A 26,052-nucleotide genomic window follows, 5' to 3' on the forward strand; every position below is an offset into this window, starting at 1 on the left:
GCCCATGGCGTGCCGCCACACACTGCCCCCTGGCGTTATGTGGCAGGGGTGTCGATGCGCGGGAAGATCGCAGCGGGCTTCTCGACCGCGGTGCCGGCCATCCCGGACAGCCAGGTGCCTGGATCGAGCCGGTAGGAGGCCGGCTGGCCGAGGGTGACCAGGATCTCCTCGGCCGCGTCGGGCAGGAACGGGCGCAGCAGCGCGGCCAGGGCGCGGACCACCGCCGCGGTGTGCAGCAGACAGGTGTCGAGCCGGTCGGCTTCTTCGGCCTGCTTGGCCAGGTGCCAGGGCGCGTGCTCGTCGACGTACGCGTTGGCCTGTCCGACCAGGGTGTTCAAATGCTGGATCGCGGCGCGGTGGTCGTAGCCGGTCATCGCGCTGTCGATGGCCCGGGCGGCCGTGACGACGGCCGGGCCGAGGCCACCGTCGAGAGAACCGGCCGGCACGACGCCGCCCCGGTAGCGGCCGATCATGCTGGTCACCCGGCTGACCAGGTTGCCGAGGCCGTTGGCGAGGTCCGTGTTGTATGCGGCGACGATCCGCTCCTCGGTGACGTCGCCGTCACCGAACGGGGCGAAGGTGGCGAGCAGTGCATATCGGACGGCCCGCGCGCCGTAGCGGGCGATGAGGTCGTCCGGGTCGACCGCGTTGCCGAGGCTCTTGCCGAGCTTGCGGCCGCCGGCCGTGATGTAGCCGTGCACGACCAGGTCGGTGGGCAGCGGCAGGCCGGCGGAGAGCAGCATCGCCGGCCAGTAGACGGCGTGGAACCGGATCACACCCTTGCCCATGACGTGTACGCGCTGCGTCGCGTCGGCCCAGAACCGCTGGTAGCGCGGGTCGTCGGCGGTCCAGCCGAGGGCGTTGGTGTAGTTGGTCAGCGCGTCGATCCAGACGTACATCACCTGGCTGTCGTCGCCGGGTACCGGGATGCCCCAGCCGCGCGCCCGCGTCGCGGACCGGGACACGCTGATGTCCGCCAGGCCCGCGCGGACGAACGAGATGACCTCGTTGCGGCGCGTCTCGGGGTGGATGACCAGTGCGCCGGATTCGAGGGATTTGAGTAAGTCATCCTGATAACGGGAGAGTCGGAAGAACCAGTTCTGCTCGCGTACGCGTTCAGGCTCCGTCAGGTGCTCCGGGCAACGACCGTCGACGAGCTCGACGGGCTCGTAGAACTGCTCGCAACCCACGCAGTAGAGCCCTTCATAGTCGCGCGGGTAGAGGTCGCCGGCCGCCTCCATCCGTCGCCACATCGCGGTCGCGCCGGCGAGGTGCAGCGGGTCGACGCTGGTGCGGACGAAATGGTCGGGCACGCAACGCAGCGCCGACTGGAGGTCCTGGAAGGCGCGCGCGTTGCGGGCGACGAGATCGGCGGTGGACATTTTCGCGGCTTCCGCGGCGAGCACATTCTTGAGCGCGTTCTCGTCGGATCCGGTGAGGAAGAAGACGTCGTCGAGCTTCGTGCGCATGAATCGCGCGTACGCGTCGGTCTCCACGAACTCCAGCGCGTGACCGAGATGCGGTCGCGCATTGACGTAGGGAATCGTCGTCGAAATAAAGGCGGTCCTCTCCACACCGCCAACGCTAGTGAGCCGCGCCACCGGATATCGGGGCCCGGTGTGTCCGCCCCGCGCCCGCTGGGGCGACCCGTAAGGTGTCGAACACACGTACAGGGGAGGGATCACGTGCGGGTGCTCGGCGTCGACCCGGGGCTGACGCGTTGCGGCGTCGGCGTGGTCGAGGGTGTGCCCGGTCGACCGTGCACTTTGGTCGCCTATTACGTGATCTACACCGACCCGGCCGACGACCTGTCGCTGCGGCTGCTGCACCTCGACCGCACCCTCGGTGACCTGGTCGCCGAGCACCAGCCGGTCAGCGTCGCGGTCGAGCGGGTGTTCAGCCAGCACAACGTCCGCACGGTGATGGGCACCGCGCAGGCCAGCGCCGTCGCGGTGCTGGCGGGGGCGCGGGCCGGGCTGCCCGTGTCGACGTACACGCCGAGCGAGGTCAAGGCCGCCGTCACCGGTTCCGGCCAGGCCGACAAGGCCCAGGTGACCGCGATGGTGACCCGGCTGCTCCGGCTCGACGCGCCACCGAAGCCGGCCGACGCGGCCGACGCGCTGGCGTTGGCCATCTGCCACATCTGGCGTGGTGGCACCAAGGCGAAGATCCAGGCGGCGGCCGTCGCCGTCAGAAAGGCAGGTCGAAGGTGATCGCCAGCGTGAGCGGGGTCGTCGCCGCGGTGTCGCCGGACGGCGCGGTCATCGAGGTCGGCGGCGTGGGCCTGGCCGTGCAGTGCGCTCCGGGCACCCTCGCCGGCCTGCGGCTGGGTCAACCGGCGCGGCTGGCGACCAGCCTGATCGTGCGGGAGGACTCGCTGACCCTCTACGGCTTCGCCGACGACGACGAGAAGCACCTCTTCGAACTGCTCCAGACCGCCAGCGGCGTCGGGCCGCGGCTGGCCCAGGCGGTGCTCGCCGTGCACCACCCCGACGTGGTGCGCAAGGCGATCGCCAACGCCGACACCGCGACGCTGACCCGGGTGCCGGGCATCGGCAAGAAGGGCGCGGAGCGGCTGGTGCTGGAGCTGCGCGACCGGATCGGCCCGATCGCGGTCGGCGCCGACGGAGCGTCCGGTGTGGTCGGCGCGGTCTGGCCCGAGCAGGTCCGCCAGGGTCTGGTCGGGCTGGGCTGGTCAGTGGCGCAGGCCGACCAGGCGGTGGTCGCGGTGGCGGAGAAGGCGACCGGCTCCGAGCCCGTGCCGACCCTGCTGAAGATGGCGATCCAGCTACTCGGCCGGACCCGATGAACGAGGTCTCCGCCTACGTCGCCGAGGGCGAGCAGGACGCCGAGGCGACCGTCCGCCCGAAACGGCTGGCCGAGTTCATCGCCCAGCACCGCGTCCGCGACCAGCTCGACCTGCTGCTGCGTGGCGCCATGGGCCGCGGCACGCCACCGGACCACATCCTGCTGTCCGGGCCTCCCGGCCTCGGGAAGACGACCCTGGCCAACATCGTCGCGGCGGAGCTCGGCAGCGGGATCAGGGTGACCAGTGGGCCGGCGATCGAGCGGTCCGGCGACCTGGCGGCGATCCTGACCAGCCTGGCGACCGGCGACGTGCTGTTCATCGACGAGATCCACCGGATCGCCAAGCCCGCCGAGGAGCTGCTCTACTCGGCGATGGAGGACTTCCGGGTCGACGTGGTGGTCGGCAAGGGGCCGGGCGCCACCGCGATCCCGCTCGACGTCGAGCCGTTCACCCTGGTCGGCGCCACCACCCGGTCGGGCCTGCTGACCGGGCCGATGCGCGACCGGTTCGGGTTCGTCGCCCACCTCGACTTCTACGCCGCGGCCGACCTGGAACAGCTCCTGCACCGGTCCGCCCGGATCCTGGGCGTGCCGATCACCGACGAGGGCGCGGTCGAGATCGCCGGTCGGTCCCGGGGCACCCCGCGGATCGCCAACCGGCTGCTGCGCCGGGTCCGGGACTACGCCGAGGTCCGGGCCGACGGCATGGTCACGCTGGCCACGGCCCGTGAGGCCCTCAAGGTCTACGACGTCGACGCGCTCGGCCTGGACCGGCTCGACCGGGCCGTGCTGCGTGCCCTGGTCGACTCGTTCAAGGGCGGCCCGGTCGGCCTGTCGACGCTGGCCGTGGCCGTGGGGGAGCAGCCGGACACCGTCGAGGAGGTGTGCGAGCCGTTCCTGGTCCGGGCGGGCCTGCTGGCCCGCACTCCGCGGGGCCGGGTGGCCACCGACGCGGCCTGGCAGCACCTCGGTCGGGCACTGCCGGCCGGGCGGATCAGCGCGCCGAATGCCCCCGCCGATCTCTTCGCCTCCGACCAGCGTTTTCCGTGATCCGAAAGTGACCCGCGCGGCATTCGGCGTTCTCAGCCAGACCGACTAGACTCGCCGCGGTCCGTAGGGGACGACTTTTTCGCCTGCGCCCGGCGACCCCCAGCCCGGCAAAGGCCAATGGGAAGGTTTTAAATCGTGCTCGCAGCATCCGCCTCCGGAGGCGGCAGCTTCCTGCCTCTCCTCATGATCGTTCTGCTGTTCGGCGTCATGTATTTCATGATGATCCGCCCCCAGCAGAAGCGTCGTCGCGAAGCCGCGCAGATGCAGTCCACCCTTGGCGCGGGCTCCGAGGTCGTCACGATCGGTGGCCTCCACGGCACCGTCGTCGAGACCGACAACGACACCGTCACCCTCGAGGCCGCCCCCGGCGTGCACCTGCGCTACGCGCGCCCGGCCGTCGCCCGTGTCATCAGCAGCAAGAACGAGGTGCCCGAGCCCGCGGCGGCCCCCGCCGTGGAGACGATCACCTCGCCGGTCGAGCCCGTCAAGGACTGACCCGTGAGGCTGTGGACCGGGGTCGGCAGCTTTCTCCCAGCGACCCCGGCATAGCCTTGCGCCTGAGAACGGGCTTACCCCCGGCTCGATCGACTGTGATGGATAATCACGCTGGCTCCGTCCCCGCAGAGCCGGCGTACCACGCCTGCCCGGCGTGACCGCTGAATCGACCCGCGCCGCCGCGCCCGCGACGGCCTCAGCACAGGGAGACCCGCTGCCGTGGCACCACCTCAGCGACAGATGCACCCCGGACGGCAGCTAGCCATCCTCGCGGGCATCTTCGTGATCCTCTACTCCCTGGTGTTCTTCGCCGGTGCTCACGGGAGTGTGCAGGATCGGCTGCATCCGAAGCTGGGTCTCGACCTGGTCGGCGGCACCCGGATGACGCTTCAGGCGACGACCAACGACGGCAAGCCGCCGTCGCCGGAGTCGCTGAACCAGGCCCGCGAGATCATCGAGCAGCGGGTCAACGCGCGCGGTGTGTCCGAGGCCGAGGTGGTCACCGAGGGCAACCGCAACATCGTCGTCTCCCTCCCGGGCAAGAACGCCGACCTGAGCGGCATCGCCCAGACCGCTGAGCTGCGGTTCCGCAAGGTCCTGGACATGACCAACGGCACCGGCCCGGCACCCGTCGCGCCCACGCCGAGCGGCTCGGCCGCCCCGTCCCCGGGCGCCACGCCGTCGGCACCGCCGGCCGCGACCGGCTCGCCCACGGCGACGCCGGGCACCGGCGGCACGGGCGGCGGCGCCGAGGCGACCGCCACGCCGACTCCGACGCCCACCGCGACCGCCACGCCGAACCCGGCGCCGACCGCGTCGGCACCGGCGGCACCGGTGCCGGCCGACGTCGAGGCGGCCCGCAAGGCGGTCGAGACCAAGGTCGGTGCGGCGGCGTGGGCCGCGGCCAACGCCCTGCAGGCGCCGGACCCGGGCACCGACCCGGCCGTCGCCGCGTCACTCAAGCCGTTCTCGACGCTGAGCGCGACCGAGGTGGCGGTGCTCACGCCGAAGATGCAGTTCAACGTGCCGACGATCACGTGCGAGCAGCTCGACAAGCGGCCGGCGGGTTCGATCAGCAAGGAAGACCAGCAGGCGGTCTCCTGTGACGCCGGCGGCAAATACCTGCTCGACGTGGCCAAGGTCTCCGGCACCGACGTCGGCAACGCCACCGCCCAGCTCGACCAGCAGGGGTCGTGGGTGGTCAGCCTCGACTTCAAGGGCGAGGGCCAGGACAAGTGGACGGCGCTGACCCGCGAGGCGTACCAGAACAGCGGTCAGACCTGCTCGGCGGCGAGCCTCTCGCAGGAGGGCAACTGCCTGGTCGCCGTGGTGCTCGACAACGGCATCATCTCGGCGCCCCAGATCCAGGGCGTGCTGACCGGTGACTCGCAGATCTCCGGCAGCTTCGACGCGAAGAGCTCCGACGAGCTCGCCGGCCAGCTCCGCTACGGTGCCCTGCCGCTGACCTTCACGGCCGCCAACCAGGAGAACCTGTCGCCGACGCTCGGCGCGGAATACCTGCGGGCGGGCCTGATCGCCGCCGGCCTCGGTCTGCTGCTGGTCGCGATCTACGCGTTCTTCTACTACCGCCTGCTGGGCACCGTGATCGTGCTGAGCCTCGTGCTCTCCGCGGGCCTGGTCTTCGGCGCGCTGGTGTTCCTCGGCCGACAGATCGGCTTCACGCTGACCCTGGCCGGCATCGCGGGCTTCATCGTCTCGCTAGGTGTGGCGGCGGACTCGTTCGTCATCTACTTCGAACGTCTGAAAGACGAGATACGTGAAGGCAGGTCGCCGCGCAGTGCGGTGCCCCGGGCCTGGGCCCGTGCCCGCCGCACGATCATCTCGGCCAACGCCATCTCGATCATGGCGGCGGTGGTGCTCTACGTCGTCTCCGTCGGCACGGTGAAGGGCTTCGCGTTCGCGCTGGGCCTCGCCACCATCCTCGACCTGGTCGTGGTGTTCCTCTTCCGACACCCGATCATGACGATGTTCGCCAACACCAAGGCGTTCCTCTCACCGCGGGTCAGCGGCCTCGGCCGGATCCTCGAACAGCACAACGATGACGACGGCGACAACCCGCGTACGCGCTCGCCGCGGCGTGCCAAGGAGGCCTGAGATGTCAAAGTCGGGTTTGGCCAACCGGCTCTACCGCGGTGAGGCCGGTCTCAATCTGATCGGCAAGCGGAAGGTCTGGTTCGGCGTCGCCGGCGCGCTGATCCTGGTCGCGCTGCTGAGCTTCGGCATCAACCGGTTCTCGCTCGGCATCGAGTTCGCCGGCGGCAACCAGTTCATCATCCCGGCCAGCCAGAGCGTCGACCTCAACAAGGCGCAGGACGCGGTCAACAGCGCTCTGGCCGACAAGGACGCCGGCGCCACGGCGCTGCCGGCCACCCAGGTCGGCCGCGGTGGCGACACCTTCTACGAGATCCGCACCTCGGTCCTGGACCCGGACGCGATCACCGGGGTCAAGGCGGACATCGCTCAGCAGCTCGGCATCGCGCCGAACGACATCAACGACAGCGCGGTCAGCGCGGCCTGGGGCAAGCAGGTCACCGAGCGCGCGGTGCTCGGTCTGCTGATCTTCGTGGCGCTGGTGATGGTCTACCTGATCCTGCGCTTCGAGTGGCGGATGGCGGTCGCGGCCGTCTCCTCGCTGTTGCTCAACCTCGTGCTGACGGCCGGGCTCTACTCTTTAGCCGGCTTCGAGGTGACGCCGGCGACGATCATCGGCTTCCTCACGATCCTCGGCTTCGCGTTGTATGACGTCGTCGTGGTGTTCGACAAGGTTCAGGAGAACACCAGAGGCATCACGGCGAGCAGCACCACGACGTACGGCGAATCGGCGAACCTCGCGATCAACCAGACCCTGATGCGGTCGATCAACACTGGTCTGGTCGCGCTGCTGCCGGTCGGCGGTCTGCTGATCGCCGGCCTGTCCGGCGCGAGCACCCTGGCCGACCTCGGCCTCGTGCTGTTCGTCGGTATGGCGGTCGCGGTCTACTCGTCGATCTTCTTCGCCACGCCGGTGCTGGTCACGCTCAAGGACTTCGAGCCGAAGATCCAGGCGCACACCAAGCGCGTGCTGGCCCGGCGGGCGGCCCTCGCCCGCGGCGAGGTCGCGCCGAAGAAGGGCGAGGCGGTGCCGGCCGGCGCGGCCACGCTCCAGCCTCGGCAGGCGGCTCCCGAGGGCTCCGAGGTCGGCGCGCTCGCCGGCTCGACCCCGAAGGTGGGCGCCCGGCCGAACGCGGCGAAGCGCTCCGGCGGCGGCAGCCGCGGCGGGCGTCCCGGCGGCAACCGCCCCGGTGGGGCGAAGCGCCGCTGACCCGGATGGACGAGAAAGAAGTAGCGGAACTGGTGGCCGGGCACGTCGTCGACGTGCCCGACTTCCCGCACGCCGGCATCCTGTTCAAGGACGTCACGCCGCTGTTCGCCGACGGCCAGGCGTTCCGCCAGGTGGTCGACGCGGTGATCGAGCACCACGGGCGGTCGTCGTTCGACGTGGTCGCCGGGGTCGAGGCCCGCGGCTTCCTGCTGGCCGGTGCCATCGCGTACGCGACGGGCGCCGGCGTGCTGGCGGTGCGCAAGGCCGGCAAGCTTCCGCGCGAGGTGCTCGCCGCGTCGTACGCGCTGGAGTACGGCGAGGCCACTCTCGAGGTGCACCGGGACGCCCTCGAGCCCGGGCAGCGGGTGCTGGTCGTCGACGACCTGCTGGCCACCGGCGGCACCGCCGAGGCGGCGCTGTCCCTGGTCGAGCAGGCCGGGGGAATGGTCACGGGCTTCAGCGTGTTGATCGAGTTGGCGTTCTTGAACGGACGGGACCGTCTCGCCCCCCGCGACGTACATGCCCTTTTGACCGTTTAGGTCCGGCTCTGCCCCTCCGGGCGGGATCGGCCGTACGGGTAGAGTTGGGGGTGCCCGGTCCCGACCGGCACGGATCGCCGCCACCTGGCTAGCGCAGGTGTTGCCGGCCCGATACGGTCGGTGGATCGCGAGGTGTTGAGGAGGCCGGTGTCCCACGACGTCGCCCCATCGGTGGCGGGCTCACGCCCGACCGGCGAGGCAGCAGAGAACCCGACCGGGCAAACGACGCAGTCGTCGCCGGCCGGTGCTGACGCACGCCCGGAGACCACGCACCCGGAGGCGCCGGCAGCCGCCGGCAACGGCGCGTCCGCTGCCCCGATCGTCACCGCGGCCCGTCCTGGCGGCAACGTCGGCACGGCCGTCAAGGTCAACCACGAAGGCGAGGCCCCAGCGGCCACCACCGGCGCGAAGGGTCCGGCCACCGCGGCCGCAACCGGCGCCAAGGGCCCGGCGCCCGAGAGCGGAGCCAACGGCGCGGCCGCGACCGGCGCGAACGGTGCGGCCCCCGCGAAGTCCGTCGCACCGGACCGCCTGGTCCCGGGGAGCGGGTCCATCGCCCACCGCGGCTCAGACGCGGCCACCACGGCCGACAGTGCGCCCGAGGATGCCGGTCGCGCCGCCCAGCGCGTATCCCATCCGGCTGATGGTCGCGAGACGGCGCCGCCGGCTGCGGCGACCAGCGCGCCCACCACGGACCAGGCCGCCGAAGACCGTCCCACCACGGACCCGGTCGCCGAGGACACCGTCGAGTGGCCGGCGAACGGCCGTTCTCCCTACGAGGTCGACGACGAGAACGACGGCGTCGTCGTCCCGCTCCGCGAGCGCGCGAACACCACCCGCGACCCGGCGGGCGAGACCGGCTCCGGCTTCGGCCTGGCCGGCACGCCGACCGGTCGGCGGGTGCGGGCCCGGCTGGCCCGGTTCAACGCACCCTGGCAGGCGCCGCAGGTCAGCGAGGTGCTCGAGCCGCTGATCGCGACCCACCGGGCGAGCCACCCCAAGGCCGACGCCCGGCTGCTCCAGCGCGCCTTCGACATGGCCGCGCGCTGGCACTCGGGGCAGTACCGCAAGTCCGGCGACCCCTACATCACGCACCCGCTGGCGGTCGCGACCATCCTGGCCAACCTCGGGATGGACACCACCACGCTGGTCGCCGCGCTGCTGCACGACACGATCGAAGACACCGACTACACGCTCGAGTCGATGCGCACCGACTTCGGCGGCGAGGTCGCGCTGCTCGTCGACGGTGTCACCAAGCTCGACAAGGTCAAGCTCGGCGACGCGGCCAAGGCCGAGACGATCCGCAAGATGGTCGTCGCGATGGCCAAGGACCCGCGGGTGCTGGTCATCAAGCTGGCCGACCGGCTGCACAACATGCGCACCCTGACCTTCCTCCCGCGGCCCAAGCAGGAGCAGAAGGCCAAGGAGACGCTGGAGATCCTGGCGCCGCTGGCCCACCGCCTCGGTATGAACACGATCAAGTGGGAGCTCGAGGACCTGGCGTTCGGGACGCTGTTCCCGAAGCGGTTCGAGGAGATCAACCGGCTGATCGGTGAGCACCAGCCGCAGCGTGAGGCGCTGCTGCGCCAGGTGACGCAGAAGGTGCACACCGACCTGCGGTCCGCGAAGATCAAGGCGGAGACCACCGGCCGGCCGAAGCACCTCTACTCGATCTACCAGAAGATGATCGTTCGGGGTCGCGACTTCAACGACATCTACGACCTGGTCGGCGTCCGCATCCTGGTCGAGACCGTTCGCGACTGCTATGCGGCACTCGGTGTGATCCACGCGAACTGGCAGCCCGTGCCGGGCCGGTTCAAGGACTACATCGCGATGCCGAAGTTCAACATGTACCAGTCGCTGCACACGACGGTGATCGGCCCGACCGGCAAGCCGGTCGAGATGCAGATCCGGACCTACGCGATGCACCGCACGGCGGAGTTCGGCATCGCGGCGCACTGGAAATACAAGGAGCAGAAGGGCGCGACGATCGTCGGCCCGCCGGCCCACATCGACGAGATGACCTGGCTGCGGCAGTTGCTCGACTGGCAGCGGGAGGCGAGCGACCCGAGCGAGTTCCTCGACGCGCTCCGGTTCGACCTCTCCAGCCAAGAGGTCTACGTCTTCACGCCCAAGGGCGACGTGATACCGCTGCCGACGGGCTCGACCCCGGTCGACTTCGCGTACGCGGTGCACACCGAGGTCGGCCACAAGTGCATCGGCGCCCGGGTCAACGGGAAGCTGGTGCCGCTGGAGTCGACGCTGTCCAACGGCGACGTGATCGAGATCTTCACGTCGAAGTCCGACACGGCCGGCCCCACGCAGGACTGGTTGGGCTTCGTGAAGTCGCCCCGGGCGCGCACGAAGATCCGGCAGTACTTCAACAAGGAGCGCCGCGAAGAGGCGATCGAGGCCGGCAAGGACGCGATCGTCAAGGCGATGCGCAAGCAGGGCGTGCCCCTGCAGCGCATGCTGACGACCGACAACCTGATGACCATCGCGCGTGACCTGCACCTGGCCGACGTCGCCTCGCTCTACGCGGCGGTCGGCGACAACCAGGTGTCCGCGCAGTCGGTGGTCCAGCGGTTGATGGCGGGCTACGGGGGCGAGGAGGGCGCGGCCGAGGACCTGGCCGAGACCGCCGTCGCGACCCGGCCGCCGCGCAGCCGCACCGCCGGCCACGACCCCGGCGTCGTGGTCAAGGGCGTCAGCGACGTCTGGATCAAGCTGGCCCGTTGCTGCACCCCGGTGCCGCCGGACTCGGTCTTCGGCTTCGTCACCCGCTCAGGCGGGGTGTCGGTGCACCGCGACGACTGTGCCAACGCCGAGGACCTCAAGGCCCAGCCCGAGCGCGTGCTCGAGGTGAGCTGGAAGCTGACGTCGGCGTCGACGTTCCTGGTGGCCATCCAGGTGGAGGCCCTCGACCGGCACAAGCTGCTGGCCGACGTGACGCGGGTGCTCTCCGAGGAGCGGGTCAACATCCTGTCCGCGACCGTCACGACCACCCGCGACCGGGTGGCGGTGAGCCGCTTCAGCTTCGAGATGGCCGACCCGAAGCACCTCGGCCACCTGCTGGCCGCGGTCCGCAAGGTCGACGGCGTCTTCGACGCGTACCGGGTGACCTCGGGCGCCTAGCCTTCACATACGAAAAGCGCCGGCCCCGCTCGGGGCCGGCGCTTTCTGTATGGCAGGGGTCAGGCGGCCGGTGCGGCCACCGTCAGCGTCTTGATCTCGATGTCGTTCTTGGGGTGGCCGCCGCCGGGCGACGGGTCGAACGCGCCGTCGTGGCCGGGCTCGGTGGCCTTCTTGATGTTCTCCAGGCCCTTGGTGACCTTGCCGAGCACCGTGTAGTCCGGCGAGAGCTCGACGTCCTGGTAGATGAAGAAGAACTGCGAGCCGTTGGTGTCGGGGCCGCTGTTGGCCAGCGCCACCACGCCCTCGGGGTACGCCGGGCGCTGGTCGACCGGCAGGTTCTCGTTGGCGTAGCGGTAGCTCGGGCCACCCGTGCCGTCGGAGTCGCGGTAGCCCTTGCCCTTGGCCGACGGGTCACCGCACTGGAGCATGCCCGGGAACATCCGGTGGCACTTGGTGCCGTCCCAGAACTGCTTGCTGGCCAGGTAGCTGAAGCTCTCGGCGCTGCACGGCGACTTCGCCAGGTCCATCGTGACCTCGACCGGGCCGAAGCTCGTGTCGACGGTCATCACCTGGGTGCCGCTGGTCGGCGGGGTGGTGGTCGGCGGGACGCCGACGTCCTTGGTGGTCGGCTGCCGCTGGTCGGCCGGGACCTCGCTCCAGACGCACGCGATCGGCGCCGCCGACGGGTCACCACTGGCGGTCGACTTGTCGTCGCCGCCCATGCTGCTGACCAGCCAGATCACGCCGCCCGCGACGATCAGCAGCGCCACGCCGGCGCCGATGATGGCCTGCCGCTGGCGACGCTTGTGTGCCACGGCCTGACGATCGGCCATGTCTTGCGCGAGTCGGGCCCGCGCCGCCGCGCGCTGCCGCTCTCTCGTGGACGTCACGGGGACTCTCCTCCTGCTTCCGCGCTCAGGCGTTTCCGGGGTGACCTTAGCTCGCGTTTGACGGCGTGCCCGACGCCGCGCCGGTCGGGGGCGCGGTAGCGGACGGGGTCGCCGAGGGGTTGGCCGGTGACGGCGTCGGAGCGTTGTCGCTCGGGTCGCTCTTCACCGCGCCGACGGTCAGCGTCTGGATCGTGATGTCCGTCGAGGGCTTCACCTTGGCGCCGTTGCCGTTGTCGACAGTGCTGATCTTGCTGATCTTGTCGAGCACGTCACTGCCGCCGGAGACCTTGCCGACGACCGCGTACGCCGGCTCGGTGGTGGGTGTGAAGTCCTTGAAGAAGATCAGGAACTGGCTGCCGTTGGAGCCCGGCGGGTTCGGGTAGAGCGCGACGGTGCCGGCCGGGTAGGTGGCCGGCGTGCCCGGGGCGGCTGAGGCCGACGGCGAGGGCGCGGGCGACGGGGTCGGCGCGTTCGACGGCACGTTCTCGTTGGCGAACGTGTAGGTCGGGCCACCCAGGTTCGTGCCCTTCGGGTCGCCGCAGTGCAGCGCGCCCTCAGTGGTGATCTCGTGGCACTTGGTGTTGTCGTAGAAGTTCTTGCCGGCCAGGTAGGCCAGGCTGGCACTGCCGCAGGGCGCCGTGGCCAGGTCGAGCTCGACCGTGATGTTGCCCTGGTTGGTGGTCAGCGCCATGTCGCGGGTGCCGAACGTCGGCACGTCGGTTGCCGAGGGCAGACCCACGTCCTGGGCGTCGACGTTGACTCCGGGCTCCTGCGGGGTCCACACGCAGACGTCCGTGGCCGTGTTGACCGGCTCCTTGTCGAAGCCGCCGAGCGCCCAGAAGGCGCCGAGGCCGATCAGCACCAGGGCGAGCGCGCCACCGAGGCCGGCCTGGACGCGACGCTTACGGCGGACGCCGGCGGCCCGGCGGGCCAACTGCCGGTCGAGTTTGGCACGCGCGAGCTTGCGCTGCCTATCTCTGCTGGATGCCACCGGTGCTCCTCTTTCGGGTGTGCCTCGCGCCACAAACGTCCGGGAGAGCATACGGGCAAACGCTGGGAGCATGGTGAGAGGTCCTGCGGTTTGAGCGATCGGAGATCGTGATTACGGCGGGTGCATGCCTGCGGGTAATCGGCGTGCACCGCCCGCTAGGCTGGTCACAGCGACCGGAAGGGGACGACTGTGCTGATCACGGGTTTCCCGTCCGACGTCTTCGGCACCAACTGTTACGTGGTGGCGACGGCGCCGGGCGAGCAGTGCGTGATCGTCGACCCGGGCATCGGGATCGAGAAGCGACTCGACGAGGTCCTCGCCGAACACCGGCTGACGCCGGCCGCGGTGCTGTTGACCCACGGCCACCTCGATCACACCTTCTCCGTCGCGCCGGTCTGTGGTGCCAAGGGCATCCCCGCGTACGTGCACCCGGCCGACCGCGAGTTGCTCGCCGACCCGGCCAAGGCGCTGTCGATGGACCCGGCGCGGCTGTTCGGCGGCAGGTTCACCTACACCGAGCCCGACGACGTCGCGCCGCTCACCGACGGTGAGGCCCTGACGATCGCCGGGCTGGAGATCACCGTCGACCACGCCCCCGGCCATACCGGCGGGTCGGTGCTCTTCCGGCTGCCGGCCGGCGCCGCACGGGGCTGGGACGCGGACGAAGTCTGCCTCTCCGGTGACGTGCTCTTCGCCGGCTCGATCGGGCGCACCGACCTGGCGGGAGGAAGCATGACGGCGATGACGGCCAGCCTTCGTGACCGGATCCTCCCGCTAGCCGACGACACCATCGTCCTGCCGGGTCACGGCGAGGCGACCACGATCGGCCGGGAACGCGCGACCAACCCGTTTCTCCTGGAAGTCATGCGACCGGCCCCGACCAGAGGGCTATAACGAAGATGAGCAAGCCACGGCCGATCTCCGGCTTCCCGGAGTGGCTGCCGCCGCAACGCATGATCGAGCAGCGCTTCCTTGACAAGATCAAGAGCGTCTTCGAGGTGTACGGGTACGCGCCGCTGGAGACCCGCGCCGTCGAGCCGCTGGACCAGCTCCTGCGCAAGGGCGAGACCTCCAAGGAGGTCTACGTGCTGCGCCGGCTCCAGGAGGATTCTTCTGCGTCCTCCCCTGACGACTCTTTGGGCCTGCACTTCGACCTGACGGTGCCGTTCGCCCGCTATGTGCTGGAGAACTCGGGGAAGCTGAACTTCCCGTTCCGTCGCTACCAGATCCAGAAGGTGTGGCGGGGCGAGCGGCCGCAGGAGGGCCGCTACCGCGAGTTCGTCCAGTGCGACATCGACGTGGTCGACCGGGACACGCTGCCGGCGCACTACGAGGCCGAGATGCCGCTGGTGATCGGCGACGCGCTCGGCGCGCTGCCGATCCCGCCGGTGACCATCCAGGTCAACAACCGCAAGGTCTGCGAGGGCTACTACCGGGGCCTGGGCCTGGGCGACCCGGAGGCCGCGCTGCGGGCGGTCGACAAGCTGGACAAGATCGGGCCGGGCCGGGTAGCCACGTTGTTGACGGAGACCGCCGGCGCCACCGACGCCCAGGCCAAGGCCGTGCTGGCGCTGGCGGAGATCTCGTCGACGGACGCCTCGTTCGCCGACTCGGTCCGCGCGCTCGGGGTCAGTGACCCACTGCTCGACGAGGGCCTGGCCGAGCTGGTCCAGGTGGTCGAGACCGCTGCGGCGTACGCGCCGGGTCTGTGTGTCGCCGATCTGAAGATCGCCCGTGGCCTGGACTACTACACAGGGACGGTCTACGAGACGCAGCTCGCGGGTTTCGAGCGGTTCGGCTCGATCTGCTCAGGCGGCCGCTACGACAACCTGGCCACGTCGGGCAACGAACGCTTCCCGGGCGTGGGCATCTCGATCGGGCTGACCCGGGTGCTGGGCCTGCTGTTCGGCGCCGACAAGCTGGCGATCTCCCGCGAGGTCCCGACCTGCGTCCTGGTCGCGCTCTCCGACGAGGAGCACCGCCGCGCGGCCGACGACATCGCGGCGGCCCTGCGCCGGCGCGGCATCCCGACCGAGGTATCCCCGACGGCGGCGAAGTACGGCAAGCAGATCCGCTACGCCGAGCGGCGCGGCATCCCGTTCGTCTGGTTCCCGGGCGACCCGGACTCGATCAAGGACATCCGCTCGGGCGACCAGGCAGAGGCCGACCCGGCAACCTGGTCACCGCCCGCAGCGGACCTGCACCCAACGATCAACTAACGCCAACCCCGAAGCGCCGCCGGTCGATCGTGGGCTGGCGGCGGTTCGGGGTGCTGCTGGTCGGTTGTTGGCTGGCGGCCGTCTCGAAGTGGGGCTTTCTGGCGACCGGCCAGGGGCGACCGGGAAGCGCTGCTAATCGACGTTCGGCCTGGTGGCGATCTTGGAGCGCCGCTGAACGGCGATCGGCCAGCAGCGGTCTTCGAGGCGTCTCTGGTCGGCGCTCAGCTGGTGGGGATGTCGAAGAGCAGGCAGGTTGACGTCGCGTGGGCGACCAGTCGTTCTGAGGCGTCGATCAGCCTGGCTTCGCCCAACGCGGTGCGGCGGCCGCGTTGAATCACGGTGCCGACGCAGGTCAGTAGTTCGGAGCCGACGGTGACCGGGCGCAGGTACTTCACCGACAGGTCGACCGACGTGTAGCCGACGCCGGCCGGCAGGGTCGTGTGCACGGCGCAGCCGGCCGCGGTGTCGAGCAGGGTGGCGAGCACACCACCGTGGACGGTGCCGAGCGGGTTGTAGTGGTATTCCCGCGGCGGCATCTCGACCGTGACCCGGCCTTCTTCGGCGGTCAGGCGGGTCATCCCGAGCAGCTCCATGACCGGTGGCGGCGGCAGCTCGCCGGCGATCATCGACCGCAGCAGGCTCAGGCCGCTGGTCTTGCCGATGAGGGCGGCGTTGGTGGCGGGGTCGGACCAGGAGAAGGTACGGCTGCGGTCCACCTGCGTCTGAGTCATGGACCCAGGGTCCCAGCCAGTTGCTGGGTCTGTCAACGAGACTTAGGGTTGACGGCATGAGCGCGCGCCCGGAGGCCCTGGAGTGGTCCGTCGACAACTGCACGGTGGGCCGGGCGATGGAGATCCTCGGGGAGCGCTGGACGTTCGTAGTGCTGCGCGAGATCGCCAACGGCATCCGCCGCTTCGACGACATGCGGGTGCGCACCAACATCCCGCGCCAGGTGCTGACCAACCGGCTGACGCTGTTGGTCGACAGTGGCGTGTTGCGCAAGGAGCCCTACCAGGACCCGGGCGCCCGGGTCCGCCACGAGTACCGGCTGACCGAGATGGGCTTCGACCTCTGGCCGGTGATCGTGGCCGTTCTGCAGTGGGGAGACCGCTACCTCGCGGATCCGGTCGGCTCGCCGCTGACCACGGTGCACCGCGACTGCGGTGAACAGGTGGGCTCGGTCCTGCGCTGCGCGGCCGGCCACGACGTCGACAACCCCCGCGACGTGATAGCCCGCCCCGGCCCCGGCGCCCGCCGCCGCGCGTAACCGTCCACCGCGTCCCGCTCCACCGCGCGCCGCGCCAACCGCGCGCCCGCGCCCACAGCGCGCCCACGCCCACCGCGCGCCGCGCCCAACGCCGACCGCGCCACCCCACCGCGCCACCCACCACCGCGCCACCCACCACCGGGCCGCCCCACTGGGCCACCCCACCGCGCTGGGCAGGTCTACGTAGAAGGTCGCTGTTCGGGCAGCATCCTTCTTCTTAGTCTCGGGAGCGCGGCCCGGCGCGGACCTGGCAGCGGAGCGAAGCGGAGCGGTCTCCGGCGGGAGCGACGGTCCGGACCACCGTGGACCCGGGACCTGGTCGTCGGCTTCATGATCGTCGGGTTAGGAGGGTTTCACTGCGGGTAGCGTGACCGACGTGGCGTCGCGTAGCGGGTCCGCTTGGGCGCCGTTGTCGGTCACGACGTTTCGGTGGTTGTGGTTGGCGTTGCTCGCGTCCAACATCGGCACCTGGATGCAGACCGTCGGGGCGCAGTGGCTGCTCATCGACGTGCCCGGCGCCGACGCGTTGGTCTCGTTGGTGCAGACCGCCAGCATGTTGCCGATCGTGCTGCTCGCGTTGCCGTCCGGGGCGTTGGCCGACACCTTCGACCGGCGGCGGATGCTGATCACCGTGCAGGCCGCCCAGTGCGCCGTGGCGGTGCTGTTGGCCGCGCTGACGGCCGCCGACCGGATGCCGCCCGCGTTGCTGTTGACGTTGACCTTCGCGCTCGGTGCCGGCCAGGCGTTGACCGTGCCCGCCTGGCAGGCCGTGATCCCCGAGTTGGTGCCCCGTTCGCAACTGCCGGCGGCCTCGGCGCTCGGTGCGATCAGCCAGAACCTCGCCCGCGCGATCGGCCCGGCCATCGCCGGTCTGGTCATCGCCACGCTCGGGGTGGCGGCCGTGTTCGCGCTCAACGCCGTGTCGTTCGTGGTGTTCGCGGCCGTACTGCTGTGGTGGCGGACGCCCGACGGGAACGCCGGGCCGCCGGAGCGGTTCGCCGCGGCGGTCCGGGCCGGCGGGCGCTACGTGCGGCACTCCGTGGTGGTGCGCCGGATCCTGCTGCGCGCGGCGCTGTTCCTGCTGCCCGGCAGTGCCGTCTGGGCCCTGCTGCCGCTGGTGGCCAGCCGCCGGCTCGGGCTCGGTCCTGGCGGGTACGGGCTGCTGCTCGCCGCGCTCGGCGTCGGCGCGGTGGCCGGCGCCGCCGTGCTGCCCTGGCTGCGCCAGCGCCTCTCGCCGAACCGGATGATGTTCACCGCCGCGGTGCTGTTCGGGGTGGCGACCGTCGTGGTCGGCCTGGTCCGGGTCGAGCTCGTCGTGGCGCTCGTGCTGGTGCCGGCCGGCGTCGCCTGGGTCACCGTGCTCTCCAGCGTCAATGCGAGCCTGCAACTCTTCCTGCCCAATTGGGTACGCGCACGCGGGCTGGGCGTCTATCAGATCGTGTTCGCGGGCGGGCAGGGCGTGGGTGCGCTGCTCTGGGGCCTGCTGGCCCAGGCGACGAACCTGCCGGTCGCCCACGTGGCCGCGGGCGCGCTGATGCTGGCCGGTGCGGCCACGGTGGTCCGTTGGCCGCTGCGCGACGTGGCGGGGCTTGATCGGGAACCCACCTCGTACTGGGCCGAGCCGCACCTCGATGTCGAACCCGAGAGGTACGGCGGGCCGGTGCTGGTGATCCTCCGCTATCAGGTGGCGGCGGCCGACGAGGTGGCGTTCCGGTCGGCGATGGACCGGGTCCGGTTGTCCCGCCGGCGCAGCGGGGCTGTCCGGTGGGGGTTGTTCCGCGAGGGGGAGCACGGTGATCGGTTCGTCGAGGTCTATCAGGTGGCGTCCTGGGACGAGCATCGCCGGCAGCACGACGACCGGCTGACCGGCGCCGACCGGGAGATCGAGGCGGCGGCTCGGGCGTTGGCCGTTGGGCCGCCCGAGGTCACGCACCTGCTGCCGGCGGATTGACGGTCCGAGGTCACGCGCCCGCTGCCGGCGGAATGACGAGGACGCGGCGGGCCGGGCGCCCCCCAGCGCACGACCCGCCTTGCCCTGCCGTCTCCCGGTGTGGTCCGCCAGGAACGGGTACCGCGGTCAGCGGTTGCGGTTGTTGTTGCGGCTGCCGCCGCGGTTCTGGCTGTTGTTGTTGCGGTTCTGGCCGTTCCGGTTCTGGCCGCTGCGCTCCTGGGTGATCTGGTCGCCACCCTTGTGCGCGGCGTCCTGGGCCCGGTCGACCTTGTCCGCGAACTTGCCGTCGGTCTTGGCGTCGATGGCGTCCCCGGCCTGGTCGATGCGCTGGTCGCGCTCGTCCTTGTCGGCGATCTTCTCTTTGGCCTTGTCGACGGCGTCGCCGAACTTGTCGCTGATAGCCATTGCGAGCTCCCTCCGAGGCACGGCCGCCCCACGCGACCGCCCACACCCACAGAAGGTAGACGGGAGCCTCAGCCTTTGCGCCAATTGCCGGGTTTAGCATCTGGATCATGGGCCCGGGTGTTAGCGGCGCCCTCATCCAGGGCCGTGCGTACCGTCCGGGCGTCCGGCCCGGTGGCACTGATCAGGGCTGCGGGGCCGTTGGCCAGGGGCATCCTGTTGATGATCTTCGGTTCGGCGGTGGCGGCCTCCGGTCCCACGAGGAGCAGGGTGCCGGCGGCGCGGCCGAGCATGGCGTGCCAGCCCTTCGCCCGGGGGCCGATAGCGAGGTCGTGGCGCAGGATCGTGCGGCCGGCATACCTGACGGTTGTCTCGAGCCGTAGGTCGCCCGGGGGCTCGGCATGCCGGCCGGCGACGAGTTCCTCCCGCCAGCGGAGTGTCGCGCCGTCCGCCAGGTCCACGATGGACCGGCTCAGGTGGTCGCAGCCGGCTACGGCGACGGTCGGCTCGGGCAGCCAGTCCAGGGTCGCGCCGGTGCCGACTTTCGCGGTGATCGTCAGTGTGCTCGGCGCCGGTGGGTGGCTGGGCTGGGCCAGGGAAGCGGCGATGGTACGGACGACGAGGTGAGCGCCGGGGGCGACGGTGATGTCGATGCGCAGGTCGTCGCCGCCGAGCGGGCCGGCGGCACCGCCTACCAGGTGGACCTCGGCGGCGGTCGGGTTCTGGTGGTGGCCGGTGCGGCGGGGGAGGAGGGGAGGCTCTCCGTACACGGTGGACAGCCGGGTGCCGCCGCGGCCGTCGGCCTCGGCTACCAGCCGCGCCTCAGCGCGCACCGGCGGGTTTCGTGCGCTCGTCGCAGCTGGTGTCGCCTCCCGTCGCCATGGCTTACGGACCGTGGGTGTGTGCGGGGGTCGGCTCGTGGTGGCGCGGTGTGCTGGCGGGCTCGGCCACGCGGTCGCGGACCCAGTCAGCCACGGGTGCCGCGCCCGGTTCGCCGACCAGCGACAGGAACACGGTCGGCAGGTCGCCGCGGCGGGCTTGCGCGTCCCGGGCCATCACGCCGAGGTCGGCGCCGACCAGCGGCGCGAGGTCGGTCTTGTTGATCACGAGTAGGTCGGCGGTCGTCACCCCCGGCCCACCCTTGCGCGGGACCTTGTCACCACCGGCGACGTCGACCACGAAGATCTGATGGTCGACGAGGCCCTTGCTGAACGTCGCGGTGAGGTTGTCGCCGCCGCTCTCGACGAGGATCAGGTCGAGCGCACCGAGGCGTTCTTCCAACTCCTCGACGGCGTCCAGGTTGGCGCTGATGTCGTCGCGGATCGCGGTGTGCGGGCAACAGCCGGTCTCCACGGCCCGGATGCGGTCGTCGGGCAGCACCCCCGCCCGGCGGAGGAAGTCGGCGTCCTCCGTCGTGTAGATGTCGTTGGTCACCACCGCCAGCCGCAGCTCGGTGGCGAGGGCCCGGCACAGCGCCGCGACGAGCGCGGTCTTGCCCGACCCGACCGGGCCGCCGATCCCGATCCGCACCGCACGTTTGTCAGGACGCAAAGAGACGCACCTCCCAGGTGGCATGCCGCTCGGCGTCGAGGTCGAGCAGGATGGCTGAGCCGGCGGGCAGGTCGTCCACCGGATCGTCGGCCCGCGCGGCGGCGTCGGCCGCCACGCGGTCGCATTCGGGCGCGAGACGGGCTATGAGCGCATGCACCGTGTACGGGTCGAGACCCAGCAACCGCACCGCGGCCGAGGCCGCACCCGTCAGCCCGCCGTAGACCGCTGTCAACGCCGCCTCCCGTGGGCCGAGCCCGGCCGCGGCGGCGGCGATCCCGGTCGCGATCGGATGGTGCGGGTTGGGGCCGGCCGGGTTGACGGCGGCGGGCCAGATGCGCGCCACGGCCCGCAGCAACGCACGGCCCTGCGCGCGTGACGCGGCCCGCAACGCCGGCGACGCGGTGCGCGCGTCGATGCCGTCATCCAGCGCGGTTATCCGCTCCGCGGGCCGGACAGAGTCGTCTCGCAATGCGCCCCGGTGATCGGTCAGCGACTCCACTCGCGCCGCGGACCGGGCGCCGTTGTCCAACGCCGTGAGCCGCGCGCGGTCGAGCGGCGCGGCCTCGATGTCGCCGCTCCTGGCGTGGGGGACCGGGCGCGTGGTCAGCGCTCGGCAAGAGGCGGCCGCGAACGCCGCTGCCGCCGTGCCGCTCGTGGACGTGCGACCGACCAGGAAGGACTCCAGCGTCGGCAGGTCGTGGATCCGGCCCGCGGCCACCGCCGCCTCCACGCCTCCGGAGTGCGCGTGCGCGCCGGCCGGCAGCCGGCCGTCGGCCAGCACGAGCAGCGTCGACAGCGACATCAGAACAGGAAGTAGCGTTGGGCCATCGGCAGTTCCAGCGCCGGCTGCGGCGGCACGACCTCGCCGTCGATCCGCACCGTGAAGGTGTCCGGGTCGACCTCGATGCGCGGCAGCGCGTCGTTGAGCGGCAGGTCCGCCTTGGACAGCGAGCGGGTGTCCGCGACCGGCAGCATCCGCCGGCCCACCGCCAGGCGGTCGCTCAGCAGCGCGTCGATCGCGGCCGGTGCGACGAAGGCGACGCTGGTCTGTGCCGGCACCACGCCGTACGCGCCGAACATGGGTCTGGGCAGCACCGGCTGCGGCGTCGGGATCGACGCGTTGGCGTCGCCCATCTGCGCCCACGCGATCATGCCGCCCTTGACCACGAGATGCGGGCGTACGCCGAAGAAGGCCGGATCCCACAGCACCAGGTCGGCGAGCTTGCCGGGCTCGACCGAGCCGACCTCGCCGGCGATGCCGTGCGCCACCGCCGGGCAGATCGTGTACTTCGCGACGTAGCGGCGGGCCCGCAGGTTGTCGGCCGGGCCGCCGGTAGCGCCCCGGCGTTCCTTCATCACGTGCGCGGTCTGCCAGGTGCGCAGCACCACCTCGCCGGCCCGGCCCATCGCCTGGGAGTCCGAGCCGATGATCGAGATGGCGCCGAGGTCGTGCAGCACGTCCTCGGCCGCCATCGTGCTCGGGCGGATCCGGCTCTCCGCGAACGCCAGGTCCTCGGGCACCGTGGGGTTGAGGTGGTGGCAGACCATCAGCATGTCGAGGTGCTCGTCGAGGGTGTTCCGGGTGTACGGCCGCGTCGGGTTGGTCGAGCTCGGCAGGATGTTGGGCTGGCCGGCCACGGTGATGATGTCGGGCGCGTGGCCGCCGCCGGCACCCTCGGTGTGGTATGCGTGGATCGAGCGGCCGCCGATCGCGCGCAGCGTGTCCTCGACGAACCCGGCCTCATTGAGCGTGTCGGTGTGGATCGCGACCTGCACACCGCTGGCGTCGGCGACCCGCAGGCACGCGTCGATCGCGGCGGGCGTCGTACCCCAGTCCTCGTGCAGCTTGAACCCGCCCGCACCACCGCGAAGCTGCTCCCACATCGCCTCCTGGCTCGTGGTGTTGCCCTTGCCGAGCAGCAGCACGTTGACCGGCCAGGTGTCGAGCGACTCCAGCATCCGCGCGAGGTGCCACGCGTTCGGCGTCACGGTGGTCGCGCGGGTGCCCTCGGCCGGGCCGGTGCCGCCGCCGATCACGGTGGTCACGCCGCTGGCCAGCGCGGTCGAGAGGATCTGCGGACAGATCAGGTGCACGTGGCTGTCGACGGCGCCCGCGGTCAGGATCTTCCCGTTGCCCGCGATCACCTCCGTGCACGGACCGATCACCAGGTCCGGGTGCACACCGTCCATCGTGTCCGGGTTGCCGGCCTTGCCGAGGGCGACGATCCGCCCGTCGCGGATGCCGACGTCGGCCTTGACCACGCCCCAGTGGTCGAGCACCACCGCGCCGGTGATCACCGTGTCGACGGTGCCCTTGCCGCGGCTGACCGCCGACTGGCCCATCGACTCCCGGATGACCTTGCCGCCGCCGAAGACCGCCTCGTCGCCGTGCGAGCAGCGGTCCTCCTCGACCTCGACGAACAGGTTGGTGTCGGCGAGCCGGATCCGGTCGCCGGTGGTCGGGCCGTAGAGCGCGGCGTACTTTTCCCGGCTGATCGTGCTCACGCTGAACGCTCCTGGTCCAGCGGGCCGCCGCACTCGCCGCGCAGGCCCGGCACGATCCGTCGCCCGGCGAGCGGCACGAGGTCGACGTCGCGGTCGATGCCCGGCTCGAAGCGCACCGCGGTGCCGGCGGGCACCGCCAGCCGATGGCCCCAGGCGGCGCGCCGGTCGAAGTCGAGCGCCGGGTTGGCTTCCGCGAAGTGGTAGTGCGAGCCGACCTGGACAGGTCGGTCGCCGGTGTTGACCACGGTCACCGTCAGCACGGGGCGGCCGGCGTTGAGCTCGATCGGCCCGTCGCCGAAGACAATCTCACCGGGGATCACCGCACGGTCCTCATGGGATCGGCTCGTGGACGGTGACGAGCTTCGTGCCGTCCGGGAACGTCGCCTCGACCTGGACCTCGGCCAGCATCTCCGGGACGCCCGCCATGACGTCGCCGCGCCCGAGCACCGTGCGCCCCTCCGACATGAGCTCGGCCACCGTCCGGCCGTCGCGCGCGCCCTCGAGCAGGAAGGCGGTGATGACGGCTGTCGCCTCTGGATAGTTGAGCCGCAGCCCGCGCTCGCGACGTTTGCGCGCCACGTCGGCGGCGACGTGGACGAGTAGGCGCTCCTGCTCGTGCTGGCTCAGAAACATGGGCTCACCTCCACGGATACGCGAGCATGACATCAGCACGTTACGCACCGGTTACGCCTTGGCGCGGTACGGCGCGCCCGGTGCCTCGTGATCCACCGGCCCGGGGACAGGTGCGATCGACCAAGGTCGTACGCTTCGAGAAATGGACCGTCACCACCCGATCTGCCGCACCTGTGGGGTTCAGCGCGCGAGCGACGCGGACCGCACCGTCTGTCCGGTCTGTGCCGATGAGCGGCAGTACGTGGGGTGGGGCGGCCAGCGGTGGGTGTCGATCACCGAGCTGCACGCCGAGGGCTTCCGCGGGGTGGTCAGGCAGGAGTCACCGGGCCTCTGGGGCGTCGGTGTCGAGCCGAGCGTCTGCATCGGACAACGGGCGTTGGTGGTCCCCGGGCCCGGCGGCAACGTGCTGTTCGACTGTGTGCCCTATGTAGACGACGAGACGGTCGCGGCGGTGGAGCGGGTCGGCGGGCTGGCCGCGATCGCCCTTTCACATCCTCATTTCTACGGGTCCATGGTGGAGTGGAGCAAGGCGTTCGGAGACATCCCGGTGTACGTGCACGCGTCCGACGCGAGTTGGGTGCCGCGCTCCGGGAACATCGTTCTGTGGGAGGGCGAGCGGCAGGAGATCCTCCCCGAGCGGACGCTGGTCAACTGCGGCATCCACTTCCCCGGGGGATCGGTCCTGCACTGGCCGGGACTCGACGGCAAGGGCGCGCTGTGCACCGGCGACATCTTCACCGTGGTGATGGACCGGCGCTGGGTGAGCTTCATGTACAGCTATCCCAACCTGATCCCCGAGCACCCGGACACCATCCTCCGCGCCGTGTCCCTTGTGGATTCACTGCCTTACGACACCGTGTACGGCGGGTGGTGGGGGCGCGTGGTCGCGGGCGGCGCCAAGGCGCGGGTGCGTGCGTCGGCGGATCGGTACCTGGCCCGGGTCGGCGCGTCAGGCGGCCGTCGCTCCTAGCGGGTGCGGCGGCGGCGTTTCGGAGCGCGGCGCCACCAGATCACGAAGAAGGTGGCGCCGGCGGCCAGGCCGACCCCCGCGCCGATGACGAGGGCCAGGATCCCGTCGGCGCCGAAGGACACCAGCGGCACGAAGACGACGAGCAGCCCGGCCATCGCGATGGCGAGGGCGCCGAGGACGGCGGCCGGGGTGGGCATGCGGGTGGCGACCCGCTTGGGCCTGGGGTTATCTGTCGGGGTCAAGGCGGCGATCCAGCTCCTCGTCGGACATGGACTCACCGGACGCCTCGACGCCTCGTTTCACCTCGTTGGCGCCGGTGTTGATCAGCTTGTCGGCGGGGCCGAGCCAGGTGCGGTAGTCGGTCGCCGACTCGCGCAGCGCCCGGCCGGTGCCGACCCAGCCGCGGACGAAGCGGCCGTTGGCGCCGCGCAACTGGAACGACGTCTGGACCCGCCGCATGATCCGGGGATGCATCCGGTAGATCACCTGACGGAGCCGGAGCAGGATCTGGGCCACCTTCTGGATGAAGGTCACCCCGCGGGTCGTGACGATCGCACCCTGCGCCGTGGTCACCCCGGCGGCCGCCGCGGTCGACGCACCCGCGGTCGGCACCGCCGCGGCCATCGCCGGGACCCACGTGATCAACAGCCACTCGACGAACGTGGCGATCAGGCCGATCACGAACGCCTGCGCGACGTCCATCAGGAGCTTGGCGGTGTTGAGGATGAAGACAAGCTGCTGGACGTCACCCTGGATGCCGGCGACACCCCCGGCGAACTCCTCCATCCGGGCGCGGGCCGCGTCGGCGGCGGCACCGTGCCAGCCGACCAGGCCCTGCTGGGTGGCTTCCAGGATCTCCTTGGCGAGCGGCTCGAGCGCGTTGCCGACCCGCTCCCACTTGCCGATCTCGCCTTCCATCCGCTCCGGGTTGCCGGTGACCAGGCCGAGCAGGTCCTCCAGTGGCTGGACCACGTCGATCAGGAAGCCGAGACCGGCGGAGAGCAGGGCGTTGAGCGGGTCGACCGCGTACATCGCGATGTTGATGCCGAGGTCGCCCACGCTGCCGGCGATGTTGAAGAGCTCGCCCCAGTCGCTGTCGCCCTGGGCCAGCTTCGCCGCGCCGGAGACGGCCTGCGGCAGACCCGCGACGCCGGCGAAGTCCTTGACCGGGTCGAGGCGCAGCACGTCGTAGCCGCCGACACTGACCGACCCGGCACCGCCGTAGCCGTCCCAGTCGGCGGTCGCGTCGACGCCGCCGTCCTTGGTGCCGTAGTCGGTGGCGTCGTTGGTGACGTCACTGTCCTCGAGTCGTCCGTCGGTCATC

General features: G+C 71.1%; 26 protein-coding genes. 13 read left to right on the forward strand and 13 right to left on the reverse strand.

What is annotated here, in order from left to right:
* Window positions 1-35: 35 nt before the first annotated feature.
* Window positions 36-1,574: a methionine--tRNA ligase gene (locus BLV39_RS23510; protein WP_090796868.1), complete on the reverse strand. Its 1,539-nt coding sequence runs from the start codon at window positions 1,572-1,574 to the stop codon at window positions 36-38.
* Between the two features lie 111 nt (window positions 1,575-1,685).
* On the opposite strand from BLV39_RS23510, the gene ruvC reads away from it, so the two are divergent.
* The 8 genes from ruvC to BLV39_RS23550 all read left to right on the forward strand — a co-directional run bounded on the left by ruvC (window position 1,686) and on the right by BLV39_RS23550 (window position 11,349).
* Entirely contained in the window at window positions 1,686-2,213 is a 528-nt protein-coding gene (gene ruvC, locus BLV39_RS23515; protein ID WP_090796872.1) for a crossover junction endodeoxyribonuclease RuvC, read from the forward strand.
* Window positions 2,210-2,809: a Holliday junction branch migration protein RuvA gene (ruvA, locus tag BLV39_RS23520; protein ID WP_090796876.1), complete on the forward strand. Its 600-nt coding sequence runs from the start codon at window positions 2,210-2,212 to the stop codon at window positions 2,807-2,809. Before ruvC ends, ruvA begins: the two co-directional genes overlap by 4 nt.
* A complete protein-coding gene (gene ruvB, locus BLV39_RS23525) occupies window positions 2,806-3,858 on the forward strand; it encodes a Holliday junction branch migration DNA helicase RuvB (protein ID WP_090796879.1) in 1,053 nt (350 codons plus the stop codon). Before ruvA ends, ruvB begins: the two co-directional genes overlap by 4 nt.
* Before the next feature lie 132 nt (window positions 3,859-3,990).
* On the forward strand, window positions 3,991-4,353 hold the full coding sequence (yajC, locus tag BLV39_RS23530; RefSeq protein WP_373315456.1) for a preprotein translocase subunit YajC: 363 nt from the start codon (window positions 3,991-3,993) through the stop codon (window positions 4,351-4,353).
* A gap of 240 nt (window positions 4,354-4,593) precedes the next feature.
* On the forward strand, window positions 4,594-6,468 hold the full coding sequence (secD, locus tag BLV39_RS23535) for a protein translocase subunit SecD (protein ID WP_090796886.1): 1,875 nt from the start codon (window positions 4,594-4,596) through the stop codon (window positions 6,466-6,468).
* Window position 6,469: 1 nt separating this feature from the next.
* On the forward strand, window positions 6,470-7,675 hold the full coding sequence (gene secF, locus BLV39_RS23540) for a protein translocase subunit SecF (RefSeq protein WP_090796889.1): 1,206 nt from the start codon (window positions 6,470-6,472) through the stop codon (window positions 7,673-7,675).
* Between the two features lie 5 nt (window positions 7,676-7,680).
* Window positions 7,681-8,214 carry an adenine phosphoribosyltransferase gene (locus BLV39_RS23545; protein WP_090796893.1) on the forward strand — a complete coding sequence of 178 codons (534 nt, stop codon included), beginning with the start codon at window positions 7,681-7,683 and terminating at the stop codon, window positions 8,212-8,214.
* Window positions 8,215-8,361: 147 nt separating this feature from the next.
* A complete protein-coding gene (locus tag BLV39_RS23550; RefSeq protein WP_308442734.1) occupies window positions 8,362-11,349 on the forward strand; it encodes a RelA/SpoT family protein in 2,988 nt (995 codons plus the stop codon).
* 59 nt (window positions 11,350-11,408) lie between these two features.
* Here the strand turns inward: BLV39_RS23550 and BLV39_RS23555 are convergent, their stop codons facing one another.
* Together BLV39_RS23555 and BLV39_RS23560 are read right to left on the reverse strand one after the other, a co-directional pair.
* Entirely contained in the window at window positions 11,409-12,239 is an 831-nt protein-coding gene (locus BLV39_RS23555; protein ID WP_090796896.1) for a peptidylprolyl isomerase, read from the reverse strand.
* 46 nt (window positions 12,240-12,285) lie between these two features.
* A complete protein-coding gene (locus BLV39_RS23560) occupies window positions 12,286-13,230 on the reverse strand; it encodes a peptidylprolyl isomerase (protein WP_090796899.1) in 945 nt (314 codons plus the stop codon).
* A 189-nt stretch (window positions 13,231-13,419) separates the two neighbouring features.
* On the opposite strand from BLV39_RS23560, the gene BLV39_RS23565 reads away from it, so the two are divergent.
* A complete protein-coding gene (locus BLV39_RS23565; protein WP_090796903.1) occupies window positions 13,420-14,124 on the forward strand; it encodes an MBL fold metallo-hydrolase in 705 nt (234 codons plus the stop codon).
* A 5-nt stretch (window positions 14,125-14,129) separates the two neighbouring features.
* Entirely contained in the window at window positions 14,130-15,449 is a 1,320-nt protein-coding gene (gene hisS / locus BLV39_RS23570; RefSeq protein ID WP_090796907.1) for a histidine--tRNA ligase, read from the forward strand.
* Window positions 15,450-15,670: 221 nt separating this feature from the next.
* On the opposite strand, the gene BLV39_RS23575 is transcribed toward hisS, so the two are convergent.
* Window positions 15,671-16,180 (reverse strand): PaaI family thioesterase, encoded by a 510-nt coding sequence (locus BLV39_RS23575; protein ID WP_090796910.1) that lies wholly within the window; start codon window positions 16,178-16,180, stop codon window positions 15,671-15,673.
* A 56-nt stretch (window positions 16,181-16,236) separates the two neighbouring features.
* Here BLV39_RS23575 and BLV39_RS23580 point away from each other — a divergent pair, with 56 nt between their 5' ends.
* Both BLV39_RS23580 and BLV39_RS23585 read left to right on the forward strand, forming a co-directional pair.
* Window positions 16,237-16,716 carry a winged helix-turn-helix transcriptional regulator gene (locus tag BLV39_RS23580; protein ID WP_090796914.1) on the forward strand — a complete coding sequence of 160 codons (480 nt, stop codon included), beginning with the start codon at window positions 16,237-16,239 and terminating at the stop codon, window positions 16,714-16,716.
* A 376-nt stretch (window positions 16,717-17,092) separates the two neighbouring features.
* Window positions 17,093-18,667 carry an MFS transporter gene (locus tag BLV39_RS23585; RefSeq protein ID WP_090797753.1) on the forward strand — a complete coding sequence of 525 codons (1,575 nt, stop codon included), beginning with the start codon at window positions 17,093-17,095 and terminating at the stop codon, window positions 18,665-18,667.
* A 126-nt stretch (window positions 18,668-18,793) separates the two neighbouring features.
* Here the strand turns inward: BLV39_RS23585 and BLV39_RS23590 are convergent, their stop codons facing one another.
* From BLV39_RS23590 to BLV39_RS23620, 7 genes are all read right to left on the reverse strand, one after another.
* Complete coding sequence (locus tag BLV39_RS23590; RefSeq protein ID WP_090796918.1) at window positions 18,794-19,072, reverse strand: antitoxin; 279 nt, start codon at window positions 19,070-19,072, stop codon at window positions 18,794-18,796.
* Between the two features lie 68 nt (window positions 19,073-19,140).
* The gene (locus BLV39_RS23595; RefSeq protein WP_090796922.1) at window positions 19,141-19,902 is read right to left on the reverse strand and encodes an urease accessory protein UreD; all 762 of its coding nucleotides are present in this window, start codon (window positions 19,900-19,902) and stop codon (window positions 19,141-19,143) included.
* A 52-nt stretch (window positions 19,903-19,954) separates the two neighbouring features.
* Entirely contained in the window at window positions 19,955-20,644 is a 690-nt protein-coding gene (ureG, locus tag BLV39_RS23600) for an urease accessory protein UreG (RefSeq protein ID WP_090796926.1), read from the reverse strand.
* Complete coding sequence (locus BLV39_RS23605) at window positions 20,610-21,422, reverse strand: urease accessory protein UreF (RefSeq protein ID WP_090796930.1); 813 nt, start codon at window positions 21,420-21,422, stop codon at window positions 20,610-20,612. The genes ureG and BLV39_RS23605 overlap by 35 nt, the downstream gene beginning before the upstream one ends.
* A complete protein-coding gene (locus tag BLV39_RS23610) occupies window positions 21,422-23,125 on the reverse strand; it encodes an urease subunit alpha (RefSeq protein ID WP_090796934.1) in 1,704 nt (567 codons plus the stop codon). Before BLV39_RS23610 ends, BLV39_RS23605 begins: the two co-directional genes overlap by 1 nt.
* Window positions 23,122-23,445, reverse strand: coding sequence for an urease subunit beta (locus tag BLV39_RS23615; protein ID WP_090796938.1), 324 nt, complete (start codon window positions 23,443-23,445; stop codon window positions 23,122-23,124). Before BLV39_RS23615 ends, BLV39_RS23610 begins: the two co-directional genes overlap by 4 nt.
* A gap of 10 nt (window positions 23,446-23,455) precedes the next feature.
* A complete protein-coding gene (locus tag BLV39_RS23620) occupies window positions 23,456-23,758 on the reverse strand; it encodes an urease subunit gamma (protein ID WP_090796942.1) in 303 nt (100 codons plus the stop codon).
* A gap of 142 nt (window positions 23,759-23,900) precedes the next feature.
* Here BLV39_RS23620 and BLV39_RS23625 point away from each other — a divergent pair, with 142 nt between their 5' ends.
* Entirely contained in the window at window positions 23,901-24,728 is an 828-nt protein-coding gene (locus tag BLV39_RS23625; protein ID WP_090796946.1) for an MBL fold metallo-hydrolase, read from the forward strand.
* Here the strand turns inward: BLV39_RS23625 and BLV39_RS23630 are convergent.
* Together BLV39_RS23630 and BLV39_RS23635 are read right to left on the reverse strand one after the other, a co-directional pair.
* Complete coding sequence (locus BLV39_RS23630) at window positions 24,725-24,970, reverse strand: hypothetical protein (protein ID WP_143049848.1); 246 nt, start codon at window positions 24,968-24,970, stop codon at window positions 24,725-24,727. The genes BLV39_RS23625 and BLV39_RS23630 overlap by 4 nt on opposite strands.
* On the reverse strand, window positions 24,954-26,051 hold the full coding sequence (locus BLV39_RS23635) for a hypothetical protein (protein WP_090796955.1): 1,098 nt from the start codon (window positions 26,049-26,051) through the stop codon (window positions 24,954-24,956). The genes BLV39_RS23630 and BLV39_RS23635 overlap by 17 nt, the downstream gene beginning before the upstream one ends.
* Window position 26,052 lies beyond the last annotated feature (1 nt).

This window comes from Asanoa ishikariensis (assembly GCF_900107455.1).
GTDB classification, from domain to species: domain Bacteria; phylum Actinomycetota; class Actinomycetes; order Mycobacteriales; family Micromonosporaceae; genus Asanoa; species Asanoa ishikariensis.